Consider the following 15,937-nt stretch of genomic DNA (forward strand, 5'->3'; position numbering starts at 1 on the left):
ATCAACCTGGCGCAGCTTCGCGACGATCTCTTCGGGCTTGTGCTTCTTCTGGGGCATTCCAATGTCCTCTCCAACGGCTCACGAGCCTACTTCAGGGAGGACCACTTTTCAGGGGGCAGACCAAGCGGTGATATTGCAAGCTTTACCAGGGACCCGATCTGGGCGGAGTTGTCAGAGCACATTGGCGCCGGAGCCATCACCCCTACGTCCGACGAGTGGCAGTGGTCGGGGTTCTGATCGAGACCGGATTGCCTGGCGCCTAGGGTGCTGAAGCATCGACGTTGATTGACCATTTAGCCGGCTATCGGGTCCAAACGGAATTCAGGTAATGAAGCTTCCAAAGCAAGTGAAACCCCCAGCTATCTCAAGGCGCACGCGCCCGAGGGCGCTCGATCGCTAGCGGAGAATCGTGCGCCGGTAGTCCTGACGGTGCATGCGGGAGGCGAAGGGGATGCTTCAAGATGTTGCCCTTATGAGGAAACTCAAGAGACGTTGGCGCTACTGAAGGTGTTGGCGCTCACCCAACGAATCCTGGCGGTTCAAGAACCGCTTTCAAAGCGACAAACCACAAATGCGCGACGGCAGCCTTCACGATAGGATCAATTTTGGTCGGCGCGTTAAACCACTCGAGAAAGGCAGACATCTCAGCTTCCAACCGATCGGCCGGCGGGGCAACATAGTGCACCTTCTCGTGGCCGAAAGAGCCAGAAACGACTTGCATCTGCTCGCCTGAATCGTCACGCCACGCGCCCACTCGCAGCTTCTGGCCCGTGCCCGGTCGGAAAGAGGGAGCGGAGATTGGCATGCATATTCTCCGCATATGTGCGGAGAATAGCTGGCATATTATCCGCACGTGCGCCTGACGCCGAGCCGGCGCTCCTTCGAGCTTAACGTAACGTCAGGACCATGGGCTGGCACGATAGGCATCGCGGCCAAGTGCTCTCAACCGCGATGTGATTGTTCACAAAGATGCGGTGGCAGGTAGACCATGTGCAAGCCATCGGTCCGCCAGATGCCGCTCGCCTCGCCGACATCGATTGAGACCGTGGGCTCCATGTCCTTCCGCCCAGGCGGCGTGGGGCTGTGCCGCGACGGACGAGGACTGCTCCTTGTAGCGCAGTTCGGTATAGGCTTTGCGGTTGTCTTCGAGAATGCGCTGCATGCCAAATTTGACCGCTATCTCATGCGTGAAGCCAAAGGGCTCGCCTCAGTAGAGCGTGCCATAAATGATACCGATGGCCGGGCTGACGACGATGCGGTACTTCGCCGAGTCCAGAAGGTCTTTCACCGGCCATTGCGTTCTGCGCGAAACTGGAATAGCGTTGCTTGACATTTGTTCAACAAGGCCATTCCGGAATGCCGATGGGCTGTAACCCTCGATACGAGATACTGTTCGAGCCGGTTCGGATAGGGCCAGTCACCGCTCCCAATCGTTTCTACCAGACGCCGCATGCGACCGGCATGGGGCATCTCAAGCCGCAAAGCAGTGCCGCCCTGCGTTCCGTAAAGGCCGAGGGGGGATGGGGCGTCGTTTCGACGGAATACTGCTCGATACATCCGAGTTCCGACGATTCGCCGTTTGGCTTCTTGTCGTTATGGGACGAGGACGACATTCGTGACCTTGCCCACACAGCGGACGCCATTCACGCGCATGGCAGCCTGGCGGCCGTTGAACTCTGGCACGGCGGCGCACACGCCAATAACCGGCTCACGCGCGAGCCTATGATCGCGCCTTCGGCACAACCGCCCAAATTCGTTCAACCCGGCGGGGCGCGCGCGATGGACCGGCAGGATATTCGAGAATTCCGCCGCTGGCAGCGCGAAGCGGCAATCCGCGCGAAACAGGCCGGATTCGACATAGTCTATTGCTATGCGGGACACGACTATCTGCCGTTCCAGTTCCTGTCGGGACGCACTAACCGCCGTACAGACGAATATGGAGGTTCTCTCGAGAACCGTGCGCGGTTGCTGCGCGAGATGATCGAGGACACGAAGGACACGGTGGGCGCGACATGCGCGGTCGCAGTTCGGCTCGCGGTCGATGAACTGCACGGACCTTTCGGCATCACCTCGCAAGGCGAGGGCCGCGAAATTATCGAGATGCTGGCCGAACTGCCAGATCTCTGGGACGTCAATGTCGCAGGCGCGCTCGGCAACGATTCCAAATCGTCGCGCTTCAGTCTGGAAGGCTATCAGGAGGAACATGTCGCCTTCGTGAAGACGGTGACAACAAAGCCGGTCGTCAGCGTCGGGCGCTTTACCTCTCCAGATACGATGGTCGGCCAGATCAGGCGCGGTATTCAAGATTTCATCGGCGCGGCCCGCCCCTCGATCGCCGACCCCTTCTTGCCGAAAAAGATACTTGAGGGGCGCGAGGATGAAATCCGCGAGTGCATTGGCTGCAACATCTGTCGCTCCGCCAACAACGAGGCTGTGCCGCTGCGTTGCACCCAGAACCCGACGATTGGGGAGGAGTGGCGGCGCGGCTGGCACCCGGAACGGCTGGCGCGGAAGGGTTCGGAAGCGAGGGTTCTAGTTGTTGGCGGCGGTCCGGCGGGACTAGAATGCGCGAAAACGCTCGGCCAGCGCGGCTACGGCGTGCTCCTGGCAGAGGCCGGCAATGTGCTTGGCGGCCGCGTCTCGCGGGAAGCGACGCTGCCGGGGCTCGGCGCATGGGCGCGGGTGCGCGACCATCGCCTTCACATGCTGGGCAAACACGATACCGTCGAGATTTATCGCAGCAGCCGGCTCGGCGCTGAGGATGTTCTGTCCCTCGGCGTCGACCATGTGGTACTTGCGACTGGTAGCACTTGGCGGCGTGATGGCGTTGGGTCCAGTGTCGAGGTACCTGCTGAAATTGCCGGTTGTCCGTCGATCCTGACGCCGGACGATATATTCGCCGGCGCGGCGGTCGCGGGGCCAGTGTTGGTTTATGACGACGAGCACTATTTCATGGGCGGTGCTCTGGCAGAGAAATTCCGCCTCGCCGGTCATGACGTCGCAATCGCTACGCCGTTGCCTGTGGTATCGAGCTGGACGCAGATGACCGACGAGCAGTTTTTCGTCCAGAAGCGGTTGATGGATAGCGGTGTCGATGTGCTCCTGTCGCGGAGCCTGTTGTCAGCTTCGGAAGGCGTTGCCGAGTTCGCCTGCGCCTACACCGGTAGGATCACGCGCCGCGACTTCGGCACACTGGTTCTGGTGACCGGACGCCTCGCCGAGCAGGCATTGTTCGATGAGCTTTCAATGGCGATAGAAAGCGCACGTGGCGGCGGCTTGCGGTCGATCACGCGGATCGGCGACTGTCTAGCGCCATCCTCAATCGCCGATGCCGTGCATTCGGGTCACAAGTTCGCCCGCCAGCTTGACCTGCCGGCAGAGGCCGCGGTGCCGCTGCGCGAGCGGCCATTCCTGCCTTCAGGAGACAGATCATGGAACGCAGTTCGGCACGTCGTAGACCCGGTCGCCCGCAGCGCGAAATCGGTACCATAGCCCAGCGTCCGTGGAAACAACTGACGCGGCCCTACGCTCAAATCGAGATTCTATCAGCCGATCAGGTTCAAATGATCCACGAGATGGGCCTGACCATCCTCGAAGAGATCGGAATGCGCGTGCTTAAGCCGGAGGCGCGCCAGCTCTATCGCGCGGCGGGTGCCGAGGTTGACGAGAGCGAGATGCGGGTGCGCTTCGACCGCTCGATGATCATGGAGCGCATCGCCACAGTCCCGTCCTCCTTCGAGCTACGCGCCAGAAATCCAGAGAAAAACGTCAAGATCGGTGGGCGGCACTGCATCCTCTCCTCGGTCGGCGGGCCGGCCTATGTCATGGACAATGACCGCGGTCGTCGTCCCGGCACCTACGCGGAAATGTGCGACTACCTCAAGCTCATCCAGTCGTTCAACGTGTTGCATCAGGAGGGCGGGGGGCCGTTCGAGCCGCTCGATCTGCACCAGAACACGCGCCATCTAGACCTGTACTACGCCGAGATCACGCTGCTCGACAAGAACTGGCAGCCGCAGACGCTCGGCCGGGGAAGGGCTATCGACGCGTTGGAGATGGTAGCCATCTCACTCGGCACGACGCGCGAAAAACTCGTAGAGGAAATGCCGGTGTTCACCGGCATCATCAATACCAATTCGCCGCTGCAGCTTGATGACCCAATGGCTGAAGGCTTGATCACCCTGGCCCAGCATGGCCAGGTCAATGTCATTACCCCCTTCACGCTCGCCGGGGCCATGAGCCCAGTAACGCTCGCCGGCGCATTGGCGCAGCAGCATGCCGAGGCGTTGGCCGGCATAGCGCTGACGCAGATCGTGCGGCCCGGTGTACCGGTTATGTATGGCGGTTTCACTTCAAACGTCGACATGAAGACCGGTGCGCCTGCCTTCGGCACCCCGGAATATACGCAAGCGGCTCAGATCACCGGCCAGCTTTGCCGCCTGATCGGCGTTCCTTTCCGCTCCAGCAACGTAACCGCCGCCAATTCGGTCGACGCGCAGGCGGCTTACGAGAGTGCCATGTCGCTATGGGGGTGCCTGATGGGCGGCGCCAACTTGGTGCTGCACGCCGCCGGTTGGCTGGGCGGCGGGCTGACCGCATCATTTGAGAAGCTGGTCATCGATGCCGAGATGCTGCAGATGATGGCGGCCTATTTCGACCCGCCGGCGGTCGACATTGATACATTGGCGCTCGAAGCGGTGCGCGAGGTCGGTCCGGCTGGGCACTTCTTCGGCGCAGCGCACACGATGCAGCGCTATGAGCGTGCATTCTATTCACCGCTGGTGTCGAACTGGGACAACTACGACACCTGGATGGAGCGCGGCCAGGTGACTGCGCGTGAGCGTGCCAATGTCATCTGGAAGCGCATGGTCGCCGAGTACGAACAACCGCCAATCGACCCCGGCATTGATGAGGCGCTGAGAGATTACATGGACCGTCGCAAGCGCGAGGGCGGCTCACCGCTCAATTGACCGGTTCTTGCTCACGCGTCGCGCAATGGTCCTACCTGCACTTCGAGCATCTCAAACCCTGCGGCCTCGGCAGCCTCAGGTGTGATGATCGTCTCGTCGAGAGACCACTCCAGCCAAAGCCCATCGACCAGCGCGATGAAGTTGCGGGCAAGTGCCCGGGCATCGACCTTTCGACCGCGCTGCGTGGCGACGGCTTCGATCTCCTCGGCGAGTTCGGCCCTGTAGGTGTCATAGAGCTCGCGATGCGCGGCCTGAAGGCGTGGATTGACCGCGATTTCACCCCATAGCGACAACCAGACCAGCAAATTGTCACGGCTGAAGTAGTCGGGTGAAAAGTTGGACTTCACCAGCGCATGAAGCGAAGCTTCAGGCGACCAGCCGGACTCTTCTGCTCGTCGACGCTTGGCCTCCGCTACCTGTGCATTCACCGTCGCATAGAGCGAAGATTTGTAAACTTCCACCAGAAGTCCGTCGCGACCGTCGAAGTGATGGTTGATCAGTCCGCGCGAGACGTTAGCTTCGCTGCAAATACGGTCGATCGTGAACGCGCCGATGCCGCCACGCGAGAGACAGCGCGTTGCGGCTTCGATCAGCATTGCGCGGCGTACGTCGGCCTGTTCACGGCTGAAGCGCGGCTTGGGTTTCTTTGCACTGCGCTTTTGCTTGGCGGTTGCGGTCTCATTGTCTGTCATCGAGTCTGGTTACAGCCTTTCCCGCCTTGATCGAAAGAGGAAAGGCTCCAACCCTCCTGCTATTCCGGTAGGCGTCTAGTCTGTTATGCCCTAACTGTCCACGCGGTGCCGATTACGCCTTCTTCTTGAACAGGACCGGATTGGGGTGGCCATCCGGGTAGATGACCGGTTCGAGGCCCGTTCTGTGAATGGCGACGAGCGGCTGGTGGCAGATGAACATGAAGCAGCCGGATTGTTCCATCAAGTCTTCCATTCGGTTTGAAAGTTCGATGCGCTTGGCCGGATCCATCTCTGCCACGAGATCCTCATAGGCGGCCTCGTACTCGGGGCTGTCAAAGCCGGACCAGTTGTATGCGCCGATCTGGTCCGGCCGGAACCAGACGAGGTTTTCGGACGGGTCGACGCCGCCGGCAAAGTCCATAAGCGCGAGGTCGATGTTCTTGTAGCCGTCGCCTTGGGTCTTGTCGCCGACGCCCCAGAATGCCGCCTCGTCATAGGGTTGGATCTCGACCTTGATGCCGGCTTGTTCGAGGCTTGCCTGTATGATCTGAGCGGTGGCGGTGCGGATCGAATCGTTCATAACCGTTAAGGTCAACGTCAAGTCGTTGACGCCGGCCTCGGCGAGCAGCGCGGCGGATTTTTCGTAGTCCGCGCCCTCAATGAGGTTTTTAGCTCGCGCGAATTTGCTGCCAGGCTGAACAACACCCGTGGAGCGCGGAACAAGGTCGTCATAGACGCCGATCAGGATCTGGCCAACATCGACGCCGTACTGCACCGCCTGGCGCACTTTGATGTCCTGCAGGCGTGGGCTCAGCATGTTGATGGTGAGCCAGACATAGCGCGTCGACTGCGCCTCGATAACGGCGGTGTCGGCGGGGGGGCTGACCTTGACCGCCTTGGTCGCTGAGGTCGCGATCTTGGTGTAGTCGAATGCATCGGCCTCATAAGCAAGTTGCGCCGCCTGATCGTCGGAGACGATATAGATTTCGACCTTGCCGAACTCCGGCCTCGGCCCCGGCCAGTTGGGATTGGTGGTAAGCGTCACCTTCTGCTTCTGCTGCCAGTCGGCGAAAATATAGGGGCCGCAAGTTGCGGGCGGCTCGGTGGTGAACTTACCGCCGGCTTTTTCCATGCCTACTCGGCTAAGGATGTGGCCGCCGTAGTAAGGCAAGGAGACCACGAAGAGCGGCTGGTAGGGGCTTTTCAGATGAATGATGCCGTTTCGCGCGTCAACGGCCTCGATATGGTCAAGCTGCTCGAACTGGTAGGCCCAGGGCGAACCGAGGTCTGGATGGGCAATGCGCTCGTAGGAGAATTTTACGTCGTCGGCAGTGACGGCGCCAAAGCCGTTGGACCATTTCAGCCCATCGATCAGGGTAAAGGCGATGGTCTTTGGGTCCTTTTGTTCAAGCTTCTCCGCGCCCCAGGGCGCCCAGGGAGAGCCTTCTCGAAGGTCGCCGAACCGGTTCAGCGTCACATAGATGCCACGCATGATGACGTCTTCAATGCCGCCATTCATGAAAGCCGGGTCGAGCGTCTGCAAATCGCCTTCCATGCGGATGCGCAGCGTGTCGCCATCCGCTGACCAGGCAAAGCCGGGCCGCATCATCAACCCGGCACCGAGCGCCCCCGCGGCCTTGAGAAATTTACGTCTGTCGATGTTCCATCCTGTCATGTCAGTTCCCCTTGTTCTCGGAAGCGCGTGCAAAGTCTTCCTTTTCTTGGTCGCATGTCTCCAGCGGATAATGGCAGCGCACCATCCGGTTGGCGCCCGCCCTTCGATAAGCCGGCGGCTCGAGGCGGCAGCGCGGTTGAACAAGCGGGCAACGCGTGTGGAATTCGCAGCCCGAAGGTCTCCTGAACACGCTCGGGATCTCCCCGCTGACGGCGAGGTGGTAGCTGCGCTGGCGAGGGTCCGGCACCGGCTCGGAGCGAATCAGGGTCGCGGTGTAAGGATGCTTCGGTGCTGCAAACACCTCCTGTGTCGGTCCGGTCTCGACCAGTCTCCCGAGATACATGATGGCGAGGCGGTCGCTGACATGGCGGATCATCGCAAGATTATGAGTGACGATCATCGCGGCGAAGCCTTGTTCGCGCTGCAATTCGCCGACCAGGTTGAGGACGTCGCCCTGGACGGAGACGTCCAGGCCGGCAGTCGGCTCATCGGCGAGCAGAAGATTCGGCTTCATCGCCAGCGCGCGGGCGACACCGACGCGGCGCGCCTGGCCGCCCGAGAGTTCGTGGGGAAACCGGTCGACGAACGATGCCGGCAGACCAACCTGCGCCAGCAACGCCTTGGCCGCAGCGCGGCGGTCCGGCATTGGCCGTCCTTGAATGATCTGGGGTTCGGTCAGGAGGGTGCCGATGCGCAGCCGCGGGCTGAGCGAAGCGACGGGATCCTGGAACATCATCGACGATTTGCGGCGCATGGCACGGAAATCGGCCTGCGTCACGACATCTCTACCCTCGAAGACGATCTGCCCGGCGGCGGCGCGTACAAGCCCGAGAATGGTGCGAGCCAGCGTGGTCTTGCCGGAACCGGATTCGCCAACCAGTCCGATTGTCTCGCCCGGCATCACCGACAGCGTGACACCGTCTAGAATATTGAAGCTGGGCAGCGGCAGCGGGTTAAGGAGACGGTTGATCAGCCCGCCGCGGGCGAAGGTCACCGCCAGTTCTTCGATCTCAAGCAGCGGGGTCATCCGCACACCCCATGGCATCGTGCGATGTGGCATGCCGAGAGTTTGACGCACGGAGGCACCACATTGCGGCAAGGCTCAAGGGTGCGCTCGCAGCGCGATGCGTAAATGCAACCGGCCGGCGGCTCCGTCAGATTGGGCAGTGTGCCGGGAATGGTCGGCAGGCGCTCGAGCCTATCGGGAAAGCGCGCGGGATCGCATGCAAGCAGCGCCCGTGTGTAGGGATGGTGGGCGTCGTGGAAGATCGCGTCGACCTCGCCGCCTTCGACTACCTCGCCCGCATACATCACGTAGACCCGGTCGCAGAGTTCGGCGATGACGCCAAGATGGTGCGAGACGACGATGATGATGCCGTTGTATTCGCGTCGCAGTTCGCGCAGCAGGTGAATGATCTGCGCCTCCATGGTCACGTCGAGAGCGGTCGTCGGCTCGTCGGCAATGAGCAGGCCGGGGTCAGTCAGAAGTGCTGCGGCAATCGCCATGCGCTGGCGCATGCCGCCCGACAATTCGTGCGGATAGCTCTTCATGCGCTGCTCTGCGTCCGATATGCCGACGCGCGTAAGCATCGCGGCTATCCTTGCCTTCTTCTGCGATCGGTCCAGGTCTTTGCGGTGATGCTGGAAGTCGACGAGCTGGTCGCCGATGGTCAGCACCGGGTTGAAGGCAGTCATGGGGTCTTGCGAGACGAGTGCGATCTCGTCGCCGCGAAGGAGGCGGCGGCGGTGCGCGTCTAGGTTGACCAGATCGACGCCGTGATAGACGATGGAGCCCTCGACACGAGCGTTGGCCGGTAGGAGATTGGCCAGCGCGGTGACTAGCGTAGACTTGCCGCATCCGCTTTCGCCGACGATGCCGATCACCTCGCCTGGATGCGCCTCGATGTCGACATGGCGTAGCGCTTGGACACTGCCATGCAGCGTCTCGTAGCGAACGCTGAGATCTCTGGCGGCAAGTGAACCCGTCATGCTGGCCTCCTCAGCTTTAGGCGAGGGTCGAGATAGTCCCGCAGGCCCTCGCCCAGGAAGGTGAAGCCGAGCGTGGCGAGCACCAACGGAAAGCCGCCAAAGATGACCATGAAGGGTGCTGAACGGATGCTGGTGTAGCCGTCATAGAGGATGCTGCCCCAGGAAGGCGTCGGCGGACGAACGCCAAGACCGAGGAAGCTCAGGCCCGCTTCGACCATGATGACGACCGGGATGTCCATCGACAGTAGGATGATCAACGGTCCGACCACATTGGGCAAAAGATGGACGAAGATGATGCGCACGGTTCCGGCGTCGAGCAGACGCTCGGCCAGGATGTAGTCGCTGTTTTTCAGCGCCAGCGTCTGCGCCCGGATCAGCCGCGCATAGCTCGGAAACGAGGTCGCGGCGATGACGATGATCAGCGTACTGGTTCCGGCGCCGAGCACCGTGATGATGGCGAGCGCGAACATTATCATGGGGAGCGAATTCAGACTGTCGAAAGTTAGTACCAGCAACGCGTCGAGCCAGCGGGGTCCATAACCGGCGATCAATCCGAGCAAAAGACCGATCGCGCCGGCGATCACCACCGAAACCATGGCGATCGTCAGCGCGGTGCGCGTCCCAAAGACAATGCGGGAAAGCAGGTCGCGGCCGAGATGGTCGGTGCCGAACCAATGCTCGGCCGATGGCGGCTGCAGCTTATGCAGCACGTCGATCTTGGTCGGCGAATAGGGCGCGAGCCAGGGAGCGAGCGCGGCGGTAATGAGAAATCCCGCCACCAGAATGAGGGCTGCGCCGGTGAACGGATCGGCGAGCAGTGCGCGCAGCGGCGCAAACCGTTGTCGACCCAAGCTGGAGGGGGGGGCTTCAGTCACGGAAGACATCGCGAACCCTTGGATCGAGCCGCGCAATCAGCAGATCGGCGGCGATAGTGATTGAGACATAGATGGCGGTCATGATTAGCACCGTACCCATGACGACCGGATAGTTGCGGGTGTTGACGGCGTCAGTGACGAGCCTGCCGATGCCTGGCCGGGCAAACACCGCCTCGACGAAGACGGCGCTGGAAAGGATACTGCCCAGCCCCACGGCGACCAGCGAGATGGTCGGGATGATGGCGATGCGCAAGGCGTATTTCGACACGATTTTCCATTCAGGCAGGCCGAAGGAGCGCGCCGTACGGATGTGCGGCTCGCCCATCACTTCCATCATCGAGGCGCGCACCATGCGGGCGATGTAACCGATCCAGCCGAGCGCGATGGCAAGCGCCGGCATGACGAGCGCCTTGGCCTGGCTGACGAGGTCGCCGGTTTCGCCAGCGCCGATCGCCGGCAGCCAGCGCAATGTCACGGCGAAGAGTAGCAGCGAATAGATTGCGACGACGAACGACGGCACCGCGATGACGCCGACAGACAGGACTCCTATGATGGCGTCGGCGGCAGTGCCGCGCCGCACCACCGACAGACATCCGAGTGGAACGCCTATGAGAAGGGCGGCAGCTAGCGACGTGACCCCAAGCACCAGCGTGTTGGGCAGGGCTTCCATGACAAGGGTGGAGACAGGTCGGTTCGACCAGACGTCGTAGCCGAGGTTGCCGGTGAGCGCATTGCGGAAGAACTCTACGATCTGCCACCACACCGGCTGATCGAGTCCCATGCGCTCGATCAGCATCTTCTTCAGCTCTGGCGTGGCGCGCGGCCCGAGCGCCACACTCGCCGGATCGCCGGGCACGAGGAACACGGCCGTATACATGACGACCATGACGAAGGTGAGGATCAGGAGACCGAGACCAATGCGCTTGATTGCATATGTGAGCATGGTCCCTGGCCTTCCTCAGGCGAAATCACGCCTGATGCGCCGCGTCGCCGAGGCGCTGTGGACAAGTCGGCCTCGTTCTCGGGCCTCGAGCAGCCAACTCAAATGAAAGTGCGTCGCGTCGGCCGTTAGTTCGGTACGCGCCATGCTCTCCATATCGGCTTCGGCGCTGGCGACGGCCCAGCGATATTCCGTGACGAGTTTTGCCGAAAGAGGATCGTCGCTGCGGATGCTCATCGTATCGCTGTTTGCGGAGGAAACGGTGATACTGCGGTCGTCGTAGCGGGTGCAGCCATGGTCGGAAACCAACGCGATGGTCTGCACGCCGCTGCCGACATCGTCGGTAACAACCCGGCGGTCGAAACCATCTTGCAGAACCGTGGCCGGAACCGGCGGCGCGGTCTCCGCTTGTTCGAAGCCTACGTCGCGGTCCAGAGGCGACAGCGGGCGGATAGGAAGGATCAGGGTACTGTCGCTGGTGGCGACCGATAATGTCGACAGGCTTGGCTGCGGCCAGAGGATGGGCCAATGCTGGTTGGCCAGCGCCAACCGGATGCGGTGGCCTTTAGGCACCGTGCGGGCGAAATCGTTGAGCTTCAGTCGGATCCTAAACGGCGCTCCGACCGGACAAGGTTCGGGATGCTCGTGGCTGTCGCGGTGGCTGAGATTGAGCACGCCATAGGTCATCAGCGCCGAGGTGCCGTCCGGATAGACATCGCAGAGCCGGACCGCAAGGTTGACGTGCGGCTGGTCGACGGTGACGAGCAGGTCGACCTCGGGCGCGCCGAGCAGTGTCAGATCTTCGTCAAGCGGCGGCGTGTCGAAACACAGCGCCAGGCCGTCCTCGCGCCGTTGGTCGATCGCCATGTCCGGGCAGCTTCCGCCATAACCGCCCCAGCGGCCGCAGTCACGTCCGGCGGTTGCCGGCGAACGCACAGAGAGGAACCTACCGGCAATGGCCTCTTCACCAAGACCCGTCGCGTTGAGATGGAGTCTACGGCGCTCGATGCGCGGCGAGGGCCATTTTTCTTCCGCGGCCCAGCGGCCGGCATGATTGGGCAGATAAAAGGGTTGCGGCCGTTCCTCAGCCGAAATCCAGACGCGGTAAAGCGGCTCGGCCATAATGCCGGTGTCTTCGCCAGCGAGCCAGTACCGCCACCAGCGTAGCGCCTCCTGGAGATAGCCGATCAACGGCCCAGGCGCGCCCCGACAAGGATAGACATGCGACCACGGGCCGACGATGCCGAGTTTCGGACCTGGTAGATTTTCGAGCAGACGAGGGACGAAATTGGAATAGCTGTCTTCCCACCCGCACACCGCCATGACCGCGCATTGGATCGCGGAATAGTCCTCGCAGACCGACCCCTGACGCCAATAGTCGTCGCGGCGCTGATGGGCCAGCCAGATTTCCGACAGCGAGGTCGTGGCAGCAAGGCGGCTCTCCCATATGGCTCGCCAGGCCTCTCCGACGATTTGTGGATCGGGCGCCATCGCCTTCTTCACCAGCATGAAGTTCGACCACATCTCCTGCTCGGTCAGGAGCGCGCCGCCCATATAGTGGATGTCGTCGGCATAGCGATCGTCACTGGCGCATAGCGTGATGATGGCCTTCAGCGCTGGAGGTCTTCTCGCGGCGACCTGGAGCGCATTGAAGCCGCCCCAGGAAATGCCGGTCATGCCGACATTGCCATTGCACCAGGGCTGAGCAGCGAAATGCGCGATGATCTCGCAGGCGTCCTCCTGCTCGCGCGGTAGATATTCGTCCGCCAGATCGCCATCGGAATCGCCGGAGCCGCGAATATCGATACGGACGCAGGCAATGCCATGCCCGGCAAGGTAGGGATGGATGTCGATGTCCCGCCCCAAAGTGCCGTCGCGGCGGCGATATGGCACCATCTCGACGACGAGTGGCACCCGCGTGTCTGTCTTCGGACGCCACAAGGTCGCTGCGATCCGAGCGCCATCGGCCAGCGTGATCCAGAACGGATCCACGGTTTCGACAAGAAACGGATACTCGGTTCGTACCATGCCGGAAGTGTCCAGATGCCCTTGTTGAAAATTCGTACAACAAGAACATCCGACAAGCAACCGAGGCATCAACAGTAGCCGTCTTTTTTGCTCGGGCGCCAGAACTGGCCTGACGGCGTTATCAACTCAAGCGGTTGCCAGCGCTGTTTGGGATAACGTGCTAGGATGAACTCGCCCGCCGCCAGCCACAAGCACCATCGTTTCCCGGCTCAGATCATCGCCCATGGTGTGGCTGTATTACCGACTTCCACTCAGCGTTCGTCACGTCGAGAAGATACTGCTGCGACGCGGTATCGTTGTCTCTTACGTCAAGGTCGGCAAATGGGGAAAGAAGTTGCGAGCTCAGCAGCAAACCCGTAGTTTGAAGTCGCGCGGGATCTTTGCGACCGATGTGACTGCCGTTGTCCGTACATTGCCTTTCACAATGACAAAGGACCTCATGATGTCGGAAAAACCTAAAGAAGGCCTCGATCGTCGCGACTTCATGATTGCATCTATTGCCACCGTCGGCGCTACGGCTGTTCTCGCCCGCAACGCAGGCCCCGCGACAGCCCAAGACACAGCGGCATCCTCTGACGACGCGGCGTCAGCACCGCAAGGGACGGTCTATACCGGCGGTGTGATCGAAGGAAAGAAAGTTGTCAGCCGGCTCGACGTCAACGACCTAGAACCCGGGCAGAAGCACTTTTTGTATTTTCAAGGCGTTGAGATGCCCACCGGACAGCACTGGTATGTGTCTGTGACGGTCGCCAAGGGAGCAAAGCCGGGCAAGCGCGTCGTCCTGGTTAGCGGTGTACATGGCGACGAGATGAGTTCTGTGCATACGGTTCAGAAAGTGATGGACCAACTCGACCCGGTGGAGATGTCGGGTACGGTGATGGCAGTCACAGACGTGTCCCGCCCAGCCATGGAAAGCATGCAGCGCAGATGGCCCAATTCGGGCAGGGGCATGGATCTGATCGATATGAATCGGGAGTGGCCCGGGAACGAGAATGGCGCCACCGCGGCCAGCCGGCACGCGGGGCTCCTGTTCAACCGACTCCTTCGGCCGAACGCCGACTTCGCAATCGACTTTCACACCGGGACAACCGGATTCGACGTCACTGCATTCAATATCGCCGGCATGGATGTGCCCGAGATCAAGGCGATGGTGGACCTATACCCAGTCGGCCAGATCTTCGACAATCATGTGTATCCCGGTGTCCTTCACAACGCGTTTGTTGACGTAGGCATCCCGTCCTTCACACCGGAGATTGGTGCTGCTCGGGTCCTGGACCCCGGAAAGATCTCTTTGTTCGTGGAAGGCACTATGAACGTCCTCAAGCATCACGGCATCGTTGCCGGGCCAATGGGACGTACAGGCAAGGACCTGGATGTTTTTGTCGGCAACAGTGCGTTCCCGATTCTGGCAACTCAGGGCGGGTTAGTCGAGCATCTGGTCAAGCTCAACGACAAGGTCAACGCCGGGCAGAAGGTGGCCGTCCAGCGCAATAATTTCGGCGAAGTGGTTGCAGAGTATACAAGCAGCGTGGCTGGAGAGATAACGGGCCAGCGGAGCGATGCAATGTCTGAGCCCGGCAACCCCCTGGTATTTATCCTCTTCAATAAGGCGACAGCAGCAGAGAGCGTTGAAGCCTATCCCGAGTAGTTCACCTGCGCGAGGTGATCTTCGGGAGAGACGTCCGAATGTTCTCTTCGGTCAAACCTTCGCATCTCCGAACGGTCTTGCGCGGATTTCTTTGGCCAACGGTGGTTTCGAATGCCATTCGAGACGTTCGGTGTCCACTTCCCGGAACCGCCGCATTGGGCTGTATTTATTCGTCCTGCCTCAATGTCCCTTATTGCTGCTCGGACGCCGCAAGCCGTCAGGGTGCTTTTGGCCCCAAGCTGTCGGGCGGCAACCGCGCCTATGTCGGCCATTCGCGAGTTGTTGGGGTTTCCCGAAGGCCGCCGTTTATTCGGCTTCGCTTGACTGACAAGTTTGTGAGCTTTTTCCACTGCGAAGCATCAGGCTGCGGCGTGAACCGCAATCGGTCGAGCGGATCTGGCGCGAGGGGCTGACGGTTCCGTAAAAGCAGCCCAAACAATGACGGCTGCATGCCTGGCAGCTAACATGATATCGGCGTTCGACATCCTGCCGGAAAGAAATCCACATCTCGCAAATTTGCGATCGCGCTGACCGCGCAAGCCTTTGAACAAAAGAACTTCCCCAAATCCGACTCGGCACTAGTTACCGGTCGCGGACATTGGTCGCCGGTCGGCTGGGACATAGTGCAGGCTTTGTTCAGGATGCTTGAGATGCTCAGCAGATTGAGAATGGGGACGATGGCGCTTGCCGCCGCCACGTCGCTTACGGCAGGCGCGGTACTTTCTCCCTCTTCAGGCATAGATGTCGCCTACGCGCAGGAGGCGGCAAAGCCCAACATCCTCGTCATCTTCGGCGACGATGTCGGCCAGACCAACTCGCGTGGGCTGGTGGGCTATCAGACACCGAATATCGACCGCATCGCTAATGAGGGCATTCTTTTCACCGTCTACTATGGCGAGAACAGTTGCACGGCCGGCCGCTCGACCTTCATTACCGGCCAAACGGCATGGCGGACGGGGCTCTCCAAGGTAGGTGTGCTGGGCGCTCCCGTCGGCATTCAGGACCGTGACGTCACCATCGCCGGAACAACCCGTTTCAGCCGATCCCGCCGGATGGAAGCTCGATCTAATCTGGACGGTTGGTGCTCTGCTTGCTCTCGCGGTTCTTTCCTGGGTCGGTT

General features: G+C 61.0%; 14 protein-coding genes and 2 pseudogenes. 7 read left to right on the plus strand and 9 right to left on the minus strand.

Going from position 1 to position 15,937, the window contains the following annotated elements; translation table 11 throughout:
* Both C7I85_RS31440 and C7I85_RS31905 read left to right on the plus strand, forming a co-directional pair.
* On the plus strand, positions 1-237 hold a 237-nt coding region (locus tag C7I85_RS31440), incomplete at its 5' end, for a hypothetical protein (RefSeq protein WP_210203100.1).
* 91 nt (positions 238-328) lie between these two features.
* Positions 329-528, plus strand: a pseudogene (locus C7I85_RS31905) (prevent-host-death protein); the annotation flags it as partial.
* On the opposite strand, the gene C7I85_RS28515 reads toward C7I85_RS31905, so the two are convergent.
* Together C7I85_RS28515 and C7I85_RS32405 are read right to left on the minus strand one after the other, a co-directional pair.
* Complete coding sequence (locus tag C7I85_RS28515; RefSeq protein WP_106727382.1) at positions 518-820, minus strand: Fic family protein; 303 nt, start codon at positions 818-820, stop codon at positions 518-520. The pseudogene C7I85_RS31905 and the gene C7I85_RS28515 sit on opposite strands and share 11 nt — an antisense overlap.
* A 122-nt stretch (positions 821-942) precedes the next feature.
* Complete coding sequence (locus tag C7I85_RS32405; RefSeq protein ID WP_428832923.1) at positions 943-1,014, minus strand: hypothetical protein; 72 nt, start codon at positions 1,012-1,014, stop codon at positions 943-945.
* Between C7I85_RS32405 and C7I85_RS28520 the strand changes: the two genes are divergently transcribed.
* Genes C7I85_RS28520 through C7I85_RS28530 form a run of 3 tightly spaced genes read left to right on the plus strand, consistent with a single transcriptional unit; the run spans position 989 to position 4,970 of the window.
* On the plus strand, positions 989-1,330 hold the full coding sequence (locus tag C7I85_RS28520; protein WP_106727383.1) for a hypothetical protein: 342 nt from the start codon (positions 989-991) through the stop codon (positions 1,328-1,330). The two genes, C7I85_RS32405 and C7I85_RS28520, sit on opposite strands and share 26 nt — an antisense overlap.
* 32 nt (positions 1,331-1,362) lie before the next feature.
* Entirely contained in the window at positions 1,363-3,492 is a 2,130-nt protein-coding gene (locus C7I85_RS28525; protein WP_106727406.1) for an FAD-dependent oxidoreductase, read from the plus strand.
* Complete coding sequence (locus tag C7I85_RS28530) at positions 3,432-4,970, plus strand: trimethylamine methyltransferase family protein (RefSeq protein ID WP_106727384.1); 1,539 nt, start codon at positions 3,432-3,434, stop codon at positions 4,968-4,970. Before C7I85_RS28525 ends, C7I85_RS28530 begins: the two co-directional genes overlap by 61 nt.
* A gap of 11 nt (positions 4,971-4,981) precedes the next feature.
* Here the strand turns inward: C7I85_RS28530 and C7I85_RS28535 are convergent, their stop codons facing one another.
* From C7I85_RS28535 to C7I85_RS28565, 7 genes are all read right to left on the minus strand, one after another.
* Positions 4,982-5,566: a TetR family transcriptional regulator C-terminal domain-containing protein gene (locus C7I85_RS28535; RefSeq protein WP_245445149.1), complete on the minus strand. Its 585-nt coding sequence runs from the start codon at positions 5,564-5,566 to the stop codon at positions 4,982-4,984.
* 208 nt (positions 5,567-5,774) lie between these two features.
* Positions 5,775-7,337: an ABC transporter substrate-binding protein gene (locus C7I85_RS28540; protein WP_106727386.1), complete on the minus strand. Its 1,563-nt coding sequence runs from the start codon at positions 7,335-7,337 to the stop codon at positions 5,775-5,777.
* Between the two features lies 1 nt (position 7,338).
* On the minus strand, positions 7,339-8,364 hold the full coding sequence (locus C7I85_RS28545; protein WP_106727387.1) for an oligopeptide/dipeptide ABC transporter ATP-binding protein: 1,026 nt from the start codon (positions 8,362-8,364) through the stop codon (positions 7,339-7,341).
* On the minus strand, positions 8,361-9,326 hold the full coding sequence (locus C7I85_RS28550; RefSeq protein WP_106727388.1) for an ABC transporter ATP-binding protein: 966 nt from the start codon (positions 9,324-9,326) through the stop codon (positions 8,361-8,363). Before C7I85_RS28550 ends, C7I85_RS28545 begins: the two co-directional genes overlap by 4 nt.
* Positions 9,323-10,201, minus strand: a complete 879-nt coding sequence (locus tag C7I85_RS28555) for an ABC transporter permease (protein ID WP_181257441.1) — start codon at positions 10,199-10,201, stop codon at positions 9,323-9,325. The genes C7I85_RS28550 and C7I85_RS28555 overlap by 4 nt, the downstream gene beginning before the upstream one ends.
* Entirely contained in the window at positions 10,194-11,144 is a 951-nt protein-coding gene (locus tag C7I85_RS28560; RefSeq protein ID WP_106727390.1) for an ABC transporter permease, read from the minus strand. Before C7I85_RS28560 ends, C7I85_RS28555 begins: the two co-directional genes overlap by 8 nt.
* Positions 11,145-11,159: 15 nt before the next feature.
* A complete protein-coding gene (locus tag C7I85_RS28565; RefSeq protein WP_106727391.1) occupies positions 11,160-13,169 on the minus strand; it encodes a CocE/NonD family hydrolase in 2,010 nt (669 codons plus the stop codon).
* A 442-nt stretch (positions 13,170-13,611) separates the two neighbouring features.
* Here C7I85_RS28565 and C7I85_RS28570 point away from each other — a divergent pair, with 442 nt between their 5' ends.
* Both C7I85_RS28570 and C7I85_RS28575 read left to right on the plus strand, forming a co-directional pair.
* On the plus strand, positions 13,612-14,817 hold the full coding sequence (locus tag C7I85_RS28570) for a M14 family metallopeptidase (protein ID WP_106727407.1): 1,206 nt from the start codon (positions 13,612-13,614) through the stop codon (positions 14,815-14,817).
* Between the two features lie 641 nt (positions 14,818-15,458).
* Positions 15,459-15,839 (plus strand): annotated as a pseudogene (locus C7I85_RS28575) (sulfatase-like hydrolase/transferase); the annotation flags it as partial.
* Positions 15,840-15,937 lie beyond the last annotated feature (98 nt).

Origin of the sequence: Pseudaminobacter soli (ex Li et al. 2025) (assembly GCF_003012705.1) — a bacterium.
In the GTDB taxonomy this organism is placed as follows: Bacteria; Pseudomonadota; Alphaproteobacteria; order Rhizobiales; family Rhizobiaceae; genus Pseudaminobacter; species Pseudaminobacter soli.

Excerpts from the sequence above, each read along its gene's own strand:
- C7I85_RS28515 (WP_106727382.1), bottom strand. The coding sequence starts at position 820 with ATGCGGAGAATATGCATGCCAATCTCCGCTCCCTCTTTCCGACCGGGC.
- C7I85_RS28520 (WP_106727383.1), top strand. The coding sequence starts at position 989 with ATGTGCAAGCCATCGGTCCGCCAGATGCCGCTCGCCTCGCCGACATCG.
- C7I85_RS28525 (WP_106727406.1), top strand. The coding sequence starts at position 1,363 with ATGGGCTGTAACCCTCGATACGAGATACTGTTCGAGCCGGTTCGGATA.
- C7I85_RS28530 (WP_106727384.1), top strand. The coding sequence starts at position 3,432 with ATGGAACGCAGTTCGGCACGTCGTAGACCCGGTCGCCCGCAGCGCGAA.
- C7I85_RS28535 (WP_245445149.1), bottom strand. The coding sequence starts at position 5,566 with ATGCTGATCGAAGCCGCAACGCGCTGTCTCTCGCGTGGCGGCATCGGC.
- C7I85_RS28540 (WP_106727386.1), bottom strand. The coding sequence starts at position 7,337 with ATGACAGGATGGAACATCGACAGACGTAAATTTCTCAAGGCCGCGGGG.
- C7I85_RS28545 (WP_106727387.1), bottom strand. The coding sequence starts at position 8,364 with ATGACCCCGCTGCTTGAGATCGAAGAACTGGCGGTGACCTTCGCCCGC.
- C7I85_RS28550 (WP_106727388.1), bottom strand. The coding sequence starts at position 9,326 with ATGACGGGTTCACTTGCCGCCAGAGATCTCAGCGTTCGCTACGAGACG.
- C7I85_RS28560 (WP_106727390.1), bottom strand. The coding sequence starts at position 11,144 with ATGCTCACATATGCAATCAAGCGCATTGGTCTCGGTCTCCTGATCCTC.
- C7I85_RS28565 (WP_106727391.1), bottom strand. The coding sequence starts at position 13,169 with ATGGTACGAACCGAGTATCCGTTTCTTGTCGAAACCGTGGATCCGTTC.
- C7I85_RS28570 (WP_106727407.1), top strand. The coding sequence starts at position 13,612 with ATGTCGGAAAAACCTAAAGAAGGCCTCGATCGTCGCGACTTCATGATT.